Source organism: Tahibacter sp. (genome assembly GCF_032229445.1).
Taxonomy (GTDB): Bacteria; Pseudomonadota; Gammaproteobacteria; order Xanthomonadales; family Rhodanobacteraceae; genus Tahibacter.
Window position 1 is genome coordinate 18,932 of record NZ_JAVTWC010000121.1, and the last position, 11,061, is coordinate 29,992.

6 protein-coding genes are annotated in these 11,061 nt (G+C 63.7%); 3 read left to right on the forward strand and 3 right to left on the reverse strand.

Annotated features, from left to right (window positions below; genetic code table 11):
* Positions 1 to 273: 273 nt before the first annotated feature.
* A complete protein-coding gene (locus RUU78_RS22420; protein WP_313919986.1) occupies positions 274 to 1,224 on the reverse strand; it encodes an AraC family transcriptional regulator in 951 nt (316 codons plus the stop codon).
* Between the two features lie 527 nt (positions 1,225 to 1,751).
* Here RUU78_RS22420 and RUU78_RS22425 point away from each other — a divergent pair.
* Positions 1,752 to 3,641 carry a choice-of-anchor X domain-containing protein gene (locus tag RUU78_RS22425; protein WP_313919991.1) on the forward strand — a complete coding sequence of 630 codons (1,890 nt, stop codon included), beginning with the start codon at positions 1,752 to 1,754 and terminating at the stop codon, positions 3,639 to 3,641.
* Between the two features lie 187 nt (positions 3,642 to 3,828).
* On the opposite strand, the gene RUU78_RS22430 is transcribed toward RUU78_RS22425, so the two are convergent.
* The gene (locus tag RUU78_RS22430; RefSeq protein ID WP_313919987.1) at positions 3,829 to 4,272 is read right to left on the reverse strand and encodes an SRPBCC family protein; all 444 of its coding nucleotides are present in this window, start codon (positions 4,270 to 4,272) and stop codon (positions 3,829 to 3,831) included.
* Between the two features lie 104 nt (positions 4,273 to 4,376).
* Between RUU78_RS22430 and RUU78_RS22435 the strand changes: the two genes are divergently transcribed.
* Entirely contained in the window at positions 4,377 to 4,667 is a 291-nt protein-coding gene (locus tag RUU78_RS22435) for a hypothetical protein (protein WP_313919988.1), read from the forward strand.
* 107 nt (positions 4,668 to 4,774) lie between these two features.
* Entirely contained in the window at positions 4,775 to 6,352 is a 1,578-nt protein-coding gene (locus RUU78_RS22440) for an amidohydrolase family protein (protein ID WP_313919989.1), read from the forward strand.
* Between the two features lie 722 nt (positions 6,353 to 7,074).
* Here the strand turns inward: RUU78_RS22440 and RUU78_RS22445 are convergent.
* Positions 7,075 to 11,052, reverse strand: coding sequence for an RHS repeat-associated core domain-containing protein (locus RUU78_RS22445; protein ID WP_313919990.1), 3,978 nt, complete (start codon positions 11,050 to 11,052; stop codon positions 7,075 to 7,077).
* Positions 11,053 to 11,061 lie beyond the last annotated feature (9 nt).

An 11,061-nucleotide genomic window follows, 5' to 3' on the forward strand; every position in this document is an offset into this window, starting at 1 on the left:
AATCATTGTCGAACGAAGAGGCTAACGTATCGAGCGGTACGGCCTGGGCGGGCGCTTACGCAGGTGGTAGCCGTCGGTCAGATCCCGGCGCAGTTCGCCACCCGTGCGACCGTAGGGCGCGTCGAGCGTGAAGAGACGCGAGAAGACGACGTGTCGGCGAACCGGCTCTGCAACAGCCGTTCTCGTCGTAGCCTCTCAAGCGACCTCGGCACTGCTTCGCGAGCGATTCACGCCTCCGCTGCTTTTTCTCTCCTCTTCACTCTCAGCTCGCTTTCAGTCTCCCGCCGCCCGCGGCTGCGCACGCAGCGCGATGATTTCGCGGCGCGGCGGCGCGCCGAACAGGCGGCGGTATTCGCGGCTGAACTGCGATGCGCTCTCATAGCCGACGCGATGCGCCGCCACCGCGGCCTCCAGGCCCTCGCTGAGCATGAGGCGGCGCGCCTCGTGCAAACGCAGGCTCTTCTGGAACTGCAGCGGCGACAGGCTGGTGACGGCCTTGAAGCGGTGATGCAGCGCCGACACGCTCATGTGCGCGCTGTCAGCCAGTTCCTCGACGCTCAGCGCCTCGGCGTAGCGCGACTTGAGCAGATCGATCGCGCGGCTGACGCGCTGACCGCCGCCGTCGCTGACGACGAGGTCGCGGAGGCGATGGCCGAGATCGCCGCTGAGCGCGCGATAGCTGATCTCGCGCAGGATCAGCGGCGCAATCACCGGAATTTCCTCCGGCGTGTCGAGCAGGCGCACCAGCCGCAGCAAGGCATCGAGCAGAGGCAGCTCGGTGCGCGCAAGGAACAGCGCGCGATCCGCCGGCCGCGGCGGCGCGGCTGGCGCCTGCAGCACCAGCTCGCCGAGCATGCGCACATCCAGGCTGATGCGCAGGCACAGGTATGGCTGCGCATTCGTGGCCGTCAGGATCTGCCCGATCACGGGCAAGGTTACCGACACCACCAGGTAGTTGAGCGCGTCGTAGACGAAGACCTCATCGCCGAGCAGCGCCTGCTTGCGCCCCTGCACCACCACGCAGAGGCTGGGCTGGTAGACCGCGGAACAGGGCTGCGAGGGTTCCGACGCGCGGATCAGGCTCAAGGCTTCGATCTCGCTGGCGTGTGTTCCGTCGGTCGTGACCAATCGGGCAATCCGTGCAGCCAGCTCACGCTGCGGCGCGAAGCCGTCGAACGGCGCGAAACTGGTCGGGCTCGTAGCGGAAGACGCGGCTGAAGACATGCATTTCCCCGGCATGGATGCGATGCGGATTATGCGCGCGGCCTTGCGCGCGCAAAGGCGGCGATCGACCGCTTTGCAGGATCGGGCAAGTCTGGCGCAGCTTTGAGCTAGCCCGCCGCCACACGAGTCCGGGTTTCGGCGCCGACGGCGAGCCTGCCACGTGCGTTCAGCGACGCGCTCGCAGCGACAAGAGCCCCCACTCAAGGGCGGTGGAGGACGCCAGCGTCGGCACCGAAGGTTGCTGTCGTCATGAACGCCCGGCGGGCCGGACGGCTTCCCCCTGGCCGGATCACGTCCACGGCGCGCTCGCGCAGGTCACGCCGGTGCCATGCCTCGGCGGCTCGTGCTGCACCGCGGCGTGCATCAAACAGTCGTTTGAGTACGGTAGTCTTTCGCCCGGCTCGCCGGAGCGCCGGCACTTTCTGGGGAAGTGCCGCACGATCAAGTAGCCGAATCCGTAAAGCTCGCTGTTCCTGGGAGGGAAAGCCGTGACCAGAAGTCCCCTTACGTTGGCCGTCGTTTCAATCATGTTCCTCGCTACACCACTGGCGCTGTCCGCCGCCGGCCCGGTTTCCAAGCAACTGTCCGGCCCGCCCGAGGAGTTCGCGCAGATGCGCACGCCCGACCCGGCGGAAGCGGCGATCTACTCGCATAGCGCACTGCTGCCGGTGGAAATGACCGCCGACGCGAGCGGCAACGCGAGCTGGCAGGCCGACCTTCCGGTCGAGAACGGCAAGGTGCGCTTCCTCGTATTTTCCGGCAACAACGCGAACTGGCAGCTGCAGCTGCAATCGCCGACCGGACGCCGCATCGCCGCGCCGGAGCTGGCCACTGCGGCAAGGCCTACCGACTTCGCACTGGAACAGGCGCGCGTGCCGTCCAACTACTACGCGCTCGACGAACTGGAAAACGGCACCTGGAAATTGCGGATCGACGCGATCGCCAGCCGCGGCCAGGCCGGCTACGTGCTGCTCGAGGGCGATCAGGGTACGGAACTGCTGTCGTATCCGGCGCATCGTCGCCAGATCGTGGGACAGGAGCTCAACGTCGTCGCCACGCTCGGCGGCGCCAGTCAACGCAGCAACGGCGCGCGCATCGACGATGCACAGCTGCGCGTGACCGCACCCGACGGCAGCATCCGCAGCTACGCGATGTTCGACGACGGGCGGCACGCCGATGCGCTCGCCGGCGACGGCCTGTTCGGAGCGGGCTTCATCGCCGAGGCCAGCGGCAACCATGTCGCCCAGGTCGTCGCTAACGGACGCAACACCGACGGCCTGCGCGTCGTGCGCACGGCCGAGCACGTGCTGCCGGTGGTTGACGCCAGCCTGCGCCTGAGCAGCACCGAAGCGGTCATCAGCGCCAGCACGCTGGCCGACGGACGACTGTCGCTGAATCTGCCGGTCGTGGCCAGCAAGCCCGGCCAGCACTACCGCGCCTACGCGGAAGTCTGGGGCACCGACGCCAAGGGCAACGCCACCCCGGTGGCCTGGGTCAGTGGCATGGTCACGCCGGACAAGGACGGCACGCTCGGCATCGGCTTCGATCCGCGCTGGGTCACGCGCGTCAACGCGCAGGCGCCGTACCAGCTGCGTGATCTGCGCATCGAGGACCCGGATCATTTCGTTACCCTGACCGGCGCACGCACGCTCGCACTGAGCCTGCCCGACCGGCGCCAGTTCCGCGAGGCACCCGCGCAGATCGACGAAGCCATGCGCATGGGCCCGCGTCCGGCTGGCGAGAACGCGATCAAGGGTGTCGGGCAGCGCCTGATCCTCGTGCACGGCTATTGCTCCGGCGGCGTCTGGCCGGGTGCGCAGTTCGCCACCTCGTCGAGCTTCCTCGACGCCAACCAGAACCGCAGCCACGACCAGTTCGCGCGCCTGCTGCAGACCTACGGCAGCACCTGGAACTCGTTCGGCACGGTGGCCCACAGCCAGGGCGGCGCAGCTTCGCTGCATTTGTATACCTACTACTGGAGCGGTCTGGACAACGCGACGGGCGCGCGCCTGATCCAGTCCGTCGGCACGCCTTACAAGGGCACCAACCTGGCCGGCATCCTCGCCACGCTCGGCTCCTGGTTCGGCGTCGGCTGCGGCACGAACGACAACCTGAGCTACAGCGGCGCTTCGGCCTGGCTCGCCGGCATCCCGAACTCCTCGCGCGCCAAGGTGAACTACTACACCACGTCGTTCCGCTCGACGAACTGGTGGACCAACGACTACTGCCAGATCGCCACCGACCTCGTGCTCAGCGACCCGGAAGACGGCACCACCGAGCAGACCAACGGCCAGCTGCCGGGCGCGGTCAACCGCGGCCATACGACCGGCCAGTGCCATACTTCGGGCATGCGTGACCCCGCGCAGTACCTGGATTCCTCGCGCAACGCGACAATGAGCGCCAACGCCGCACGCTGACCACCGCAATCGCCACAACCGTCGCAACACCCAGAACGCGCGGGCTCGTCCCGCGCGTTTTTTATTGCAGCGCAGGTGCCTCGCGTTCTCGCCCCGTCAGGCGTCGCGTCGCGGCTGTCGTGGCACTTCTCGGTACCAGCGACGGCATCGATGCCACGCACCTGCAGCCACGCCATGTAGCGCCGCATCAGCCAGCGGCGAGCCCCGCGGCGACGATCAGCCGTTTCCAGTCGGCAATGGTATCGGCGAACCGCTGCGGATCGAGAAACTCCGCCACCGCCGGGATGGCTGCGTCCGACAGCGGCGTCAGTGAATAGCGCACTCGCACGGCGCAGCGGCCGTCATCGGAATCCGTGCACTGCACCTCGACGAGTCCCGCCTGCACGCCGGCGACCTGACGCGCATAGCGGGCAATGCCGCGCTGCGGGTCATAGTCAACGACGACCCAGACCGTTTCCGAGCCGCCCATGCGCGTCACGAATACGCTGCCCGCGCCGTCGCCGCCCAGGCGCTCCGGCTCCCATCCGGGCACCCAGCGGCGCTCGCCTTCCGCCGTGAACAGCGGCAGCGCGTCCCTCGCACGCAGCGCCAGTTCGAAACCTGCCTCGGCCATCATCATCGCCCTGCCCATCCCGCTTCTCCATTCGATCTGTTGTTACCATGGTACATGACTACCAAACTACTGGCTCGTCTGCGGGCTGGTAAAGTCGACGAACTCCCCACGGACCGACGCCCATGGCCACAGGCAGGAAGACCGGCAAGACCACGAAAACGTCCGCAGCACCCGTCGAAGTGGAACGCGTACAGACCGGCGTACGTCTGGAAAAGCGCCTGCTCAAGGTACTCAAGGGGCTGGCCGAATACCTCGACCTGTCCCTCGGCGACCTGCTCGAAGGCGTCGCGCTGCATGCGCTGGAAAACAAGCCGCCGTTTTCGTCCGCAACGCTAAAGCGCATCCAGGACCTCAAGAAGGTCTACGGACTGGACATCGGCGCCGGCGACAGCCACCGCCTTGCGGACCGCTAGCGGCCTGCTACCGAAGCGTCGCGCGTGTTGCCGTGACATTCGGCACACGCAGCCGTTCCGACACTCGAGCCAGATAGCGAACAGACCACGCCCTAAGCGGAGCCCCGATGAACCGACTGCTGCTTGCCACCCTGTCCCTGCTCGCCGCGCCGGCATTTGCCGCGATCGCGCCGGGTGTCGACCGCGACGAAGGCGAAGGCCCGTATACACAGCTGATCCTGCGCGGCGTCAACGTCATCACTGGCACCGGCAGCCCGGCCTTCGGCCCAGCCGACGTCGTGATCGAACGCAACCGCATCGCCGAGATCCGCATGGTCGGCGCCGACATCCAGTCGATCAAGCCGGATGACCGCCCCACGCTCAAGGCCGGCGGCCGCGAGATGGACCTCGCCGGCTACTACGTCATGCCCGGCATCGTCGACCTGCACGGCCACATCGGGGGCGACGAGCAGGGCGTCAGCGCCGACTATGTGTACAAATTATGGATGGGCCACGGCATCACGACGGTGCGCGACCCGGCCTGCGGCAACGGCATCGACTGGTGCGCCAAGGAAACCCGCCGCAGCGAAGCCAATGCAATCACCGCGCCGCGCATCTTCCCGTACGCGTATTTCGGCATGGACCGCGACCAACCCATGACCACGCCCGAGCAGGCGCGCGAATGGGTCCGTGAGATGAAGAAGCGCGGCGCGGTCGGCATGAAATGCTTCGGCTACCGGCCCGAGGTGCTGCAGGCCGCGTTCGAGGAACTGAAGAAGCAAGGCATGCGCAGCGCCTGCCATCATGCCCAGCTCGACGTCGCGCGCGTCAACGTGCTGACCACAGCGCGCTGGGGGCTCACCTCGATGGAGCACTGGTACGGCCTGCCCGAGGCGCTGTTCGACGGCCAGACCGTGCAGGACTATCCGGCCGACTACAACTACAGCAACGAAGCACACCGCTTCGGCCAGGCCGGCCGCCTCTGGGCACAGGCCGCCGAGAAAGGCAGCGAGAAGTACGAGGCGGTCATCAAGGAATTGCTCGATCTGGACTTCACACTCGATCCGACCTTCACGATCTACCAGGCCAGCCGCGACCTCATGCGCGCACGCCGCGCGGAATGGCACGACCGCTACACCTGGCCGACCTTGTGGGACTTCTTCGCGCCAAACCGCGATCACCACGGCAGCTTCTTCTTCGACTGGGGCACCGAAGACGAGATCGCCTGGCGCGACAACTACCGGCGCTGGATGAGCTTCGTCAACGACTACAAGAACCGCGGCGGCCGCGTCACCGTCGGTAGCGACTCAGGCTACATCTACAAGATCTACGGATTCGGCACGATCGAGGAACTCGAGTTGCTGCGCGAGGCCGGCTTCCACCCGCTCGAAGTCATCCGCGCCGCGACACTCAGCGGCGCGCAGGCCCTCGGCGCGGCCGACCGCATCGGCTCGCTCGAACCTGGCAAGCTCGCCGACATCGCCGTGATCAAGGAAAACCCGCTCGCCAATCTGAAAGTGCTCTACGGCACCGGCCATATCCGCCTGGGCGTCGACGGCAAGGCCACACGCGTCGGCGGTGTGGACTACACGATCAAGGACGGCATCGTGTTCGATGCGAAGCAACTGCTGCGGGAGGTGCGCGAAAACGTGGCCCTGGAGAAGAAGAAGCGTGGGATCGAGAACTATGCACAGCCGGGAGAGTGACTCGGGTAGCAGCAGTCTGTTCGAAAGAGAAACGCTGTCATCGAACGTAGCGGCAAAGGCCACTGTCAAGTACACATGCAGCGGCCGACAATCGAATCGAATGCCGGCCGCTAAGATGTCAATGCGAAATGGGTTCCTGCCTAACGCTTAAAACTTCGACAACATTAGTGAGATCACGGTTAAAAACAGACCAAAGCTTGGTTACTGAGCACCCATTCTCAGATGAAATGGCACAAGCTACGACGTGAGCCCGTCGTTTTACCTCAGCGGTGTTCCGCAAAGGCGCATCTGATTGCAGGGTTGTCCTGAGCTTTCGCAGCAAGTGAGCCTGTCCGATTGTAGCCGAGCCGGTTTTCTCCCGTACAAAAGGTGCAGTGCCCACTAGTCTGGGGGTGGGGACATCAGCGTGGCTGAACAGAAGCTCCGATGAATAGTGCCGAAGCCCCGCAGGGCGGGGCTTCGGTGGTTCTCGTGGCTTTATCTCGGAATTTTCTGAAAGATGGGTGGCCTCGTCCCTCTTCGGGATCGAGAATTACGCGCAACCAGGGAATTGATTTGAGAAACGATACTGGCTTCGAAAAAGTCAAACTGTGCCGTTGCAAAAAGCGCCAACGGTCATTGTCAAGAAGTCGCGCGCAGCTGCCGGCAATCGAATCGAATGCCGGCGACCACTAGGCTTTTGAGGTGATTTCTTACTGACAGCCGTTATCTATTCGCTCTTTTCAACAGCCGCACTCCATGTATGTCACCTTGACAGCCCGGAAAGAATTGAGCCACGGGTCAAGAATGAGGTGTGGATCATTTCTGTTAGCAGAATGCATTTCCACCCAGGAGTGAGTAATGGTCCTCATCTGGTAAATTGTCCATTTGTCATCGAAATCATCTTGCATCTTTATGAGATCTTCGCGCAAATCCGCTGCTTGCCGTACGCAGCCGTCGTTGGCGTCGTCCCAAGCATAAAACCCGCGCAAGTTGTTCAAAAATCCATTCCAGTAGCCCGAACCAGGTCTTCTAGCCTCGTACTCAATCGATCTATTAACTGACTTCGTTAGGGCGTCTCGAATCAAACCTACATCTCGCTCACTCAACCCCATCAGATCAACACCAATTAGCGGGCTCCCGCCGACATAGCCATAAGTGCTGATTCCGCCTTTTAGACCGATTGGATCGCTCTGGGTATAGCGGCCTGTGCTTTGGTCGTAATCCCGGAAGTAGTTGTAGTTGAGTCCAGAAGCGCTGTCATACCGCTGCCCCGGAAACCGCATATTGAACACGAGCAGATTGGAGTCCCCGTCCGGATCCTGGTTCGGCGCCGTATTGCCGAATGCCTCCCCCGCCAGGTCCCAGGTCCATACCGCCGTACCGCTGGCGCCGCGGGTCGGATCGACTACGACGCGTGGCGAGCCGAGCGCATCGGCCTCGATGTAGTGCAGTTTCGCCGCCTGGCCCGGTGTGGCGCCCACGATCACCCCGACCGGCAGTCCATCGAGCCAGATCATCTGCTGAACCGGCGCGCCCCCCGCACCCGACTGGGCTTTGTAGTCGCCCATCCAGCGTCCGGCCTCGTCGTACAGGAAGTAGTTGTCCGCGACGCCGACGTGTCTGCGGACCTGCTCACCGCGACCGTTGTAGACGTAGTTCATCGCTACCACGCCGGCCTGCACGTACTGGCTCATCCGGTTGGAGTCGTCGTAGACGAACTGTTTTGCGATGCCGCCGATCTGGGTGGTATTGCCGGCATTGTCGTAGGCACGCGCCGTAGTACCCACGCTGGCCAGGCGATGCGTGCCGATCAGATAGCTATAGCCCTTGGTTGATGCACCGACGGTGGCGCTGGTGCGGTTGCCGGTCTTGTCGTAGGCATAGCCTTCCAGCAGCGTCTGGGTTGCGCCATCCTTGCTTTCGGTCAACCGGTCGAGGCGGTCGTAACCAAAGGTGCGCAGCGACGGTTCCATCTGGCTGGGGCTGTACAGATCCTTGAGGTTGCCGACTTCGTCGAACTCATAGCCGACATTCAGCCCGCCCGCACCGATCACTTCAACGCTTCGGGGCTGGTAGTTCTGGTTCAAGGAACGCTTCATCACCCGGCCGTTGCCATAGGTCCATTCGGCTACCGGACCAAAGGGGTGATACGTCGCGTTGCTCAGCACGACCTGACGCGGATCGGCCGCGGTGACCTTGGCGCCCACTTCGACGACACGCCCGTGCGCGTCGTAGACGTAGTCGGCCTCGGCACCGTCCGGGTATACGATCTTCTGCAACTGCCCGTTGTCGGCATACACGTAGCGCAGCACGAAGACCCGGCTGTTCGTCGTCTGCACCTTGCGCACGAGATTGCCGAACCGGTCGTAGCAATAGACGGTGTTGCCGCTCTGGTCGGCCATCCGGGTCAGGCGGCCGATCGCGAAGGTTTCGCCGACGACGCAGGCCGCCTGGGCCGTATCGAAGGTATAGGTCTCATTGAGCGCCGTATCGGCGTACACGGCTCCCGTCAGCCGGTCAAGTGCGTCGTAGCTGTACGTCGTTGTCTTGTTGCGCGCATCCTTGCGGGTCTCGCGATTGCCGGCACTGTCGTAGGTATACGTGGTGGTGCCGGTATCGGGACTGCTCAACTGCATGAGGTCGCTGAAAGCGTTGTAGTCGTAATTCGTGTTCAGCCCGTTCGGGTCCTTTACCTGCTTGAGATTGTCCAGTGTGTCGTAATCGAACGTGGTTTCGGCCGCGATGCCGTTCATGTCGCGCAGGCTGCGGGTAAGACGGTTCAACGGGTCGTAGTTGTTGTCTTCGACACGCAGCTTGGCGTCCGTGGTTTGATCGAGATTGCCTTTGACATAAGTAAAGCTGGTGACGCGCTCGAAGGCATCGGTGACGGACTCCAACTGGTCCAGGGTGTTGTAGGCGCGCGCGAGTGTTCGCTGCAGCGCACCCGTGCTGTCCCGCGTGTCTTCCTTGATGCGCTGGCTGGCTGCATTGAGTGTGTAGGCAATGCTGTTACCGGCATTGTCAGAAATCCCCGTCATCCGATGCGCGTCGTCGTACTTGAACGAAAGCGAAGCGCCATCCGGAAAGTCGACGCTACTGATCAGACCTGTCGGCCAGTACCCGATACGGGTTATCTGATCGTCGGCTTCCGCTCCGGGATTCGCGCCCAGAAGCTTGCGTGCGATCAATCTGTCACGCGCGTCGTACTCGAACTCGGTGACGACACCGTTCGGGTCGGTGACGGCGGCCGGACGGCCGGCGTCGTTGTAGTCGCGGATTTCGGTGATCTGGCCCAGGGCGTTGGTGATCTTCCGCAGATCACCCCGTCGGTATCGGCACGGATTGACGCCAGGCACGCAACCGGGCGCGTCGTACGCGTGATACGTGTAGGCAGTGATGTCCGCCACATCGGTTCGCGGACCATCGACCGTCTTGAGCAAACCGAGCAGCGGACATGTGCCGGCAGCGACATCGGTCTGCTCGCAGTAAGCGAGCGCAACCGTTCGTGTCTCCGACGTCGCCGGATCGATGGTGCTTGCCGCGAGGATCTGACCACGACTGTTGTAAGCAAACGTCTGCCTGAGTTTGGTCACGTAAGTGGTACCGGACTTGGCCTGCACCTCGTAGGACGTCGTCCGGTAATTGACATCGCGTGCGGTGACGAACTTGCGTTCCTCCGGCGTGCCGACTGCCTGGTAGCGGGTGCTCAGGTAGTCGCCGGTGTAGGCATACGTCGACACCGTGGAATGCTGGGTCGCCTGAACCAGGCCACCCCCGGTGTACACGAAATAACTCGCACCCGCGCCGCTGGCCATACTGGTAATGCGGCGGTAGGGGCCTTCGTTCGCGAGTCCGTACGTGACGACTTCACCGTAGGGCAGGGTCACGACCGGCTGGTCGACATTGCTGTAGTCGATCGTGGTCTTTTCGACGAAGGTGCCGTCACCCTTGTGGCGCTGACTGAGGTTCACGCGTCCGTTCGCTGCGTAGCCGTAGGACGAATAGCGCAGACCGTTCTCGGTCGTGATGCCGGTCAGCGCATGCTTGTCGTTGGCCAGCGACAGCCCGGCTTCGTTGTAGTGATAGCGCTTGCTGCTGCCGTCGCTGTAGGTCGCGCGCTCGAAGTTCGCGGCGGCGTCGTAGCTGTAGTCGACCGCGCTGCCGTCGGGCAGCGTGATGCGCGACAGGCGTTCACCGGTGTAGACGAAGGTCAGCGTGCGGCCTGTCTGGTCGATCGCCTGCACGAGCTTGCCGTCGTCGTAGACGAAGTCGATCGCCTGCAGGCCCGATGTCGAGCGCTCCTGTCGGATCAGTCGACCGTCCGGATTGAAGTGCTGGACCTTGCCGGTCTCGTCATAGATCCGGTAGCTGCCGTCGCCGAGCTTGACCAGCTTCTTGCGGGTGGTCTGGTTCGATGCGTAGGTATTGTTGCCCAGATGGGTGAAGTACTCGGCATTGCCATCGCCGCGAATGATGCGCGCGTAGTACGAGCCGCCGCTTAGCACACGGTCGCTGAAGGTGTGCGTCCAGCCGGGCGCAAATACGGGCAGCGTTGCGGTCTGCTGCAGCGAATGGTAGTGGCGCGTGAACGCTTCGCCAGCGAACTCGAAGTCGATTTCGGCGCGCGATTTGTCGCCGGTCGCCGGATGACAGGGGCCGGGATTGCTGCCGGCGGGACAGCTGGCCGTCTGCCGCATCTTGAACTGGATCTGGGGCATGGCGAGCCG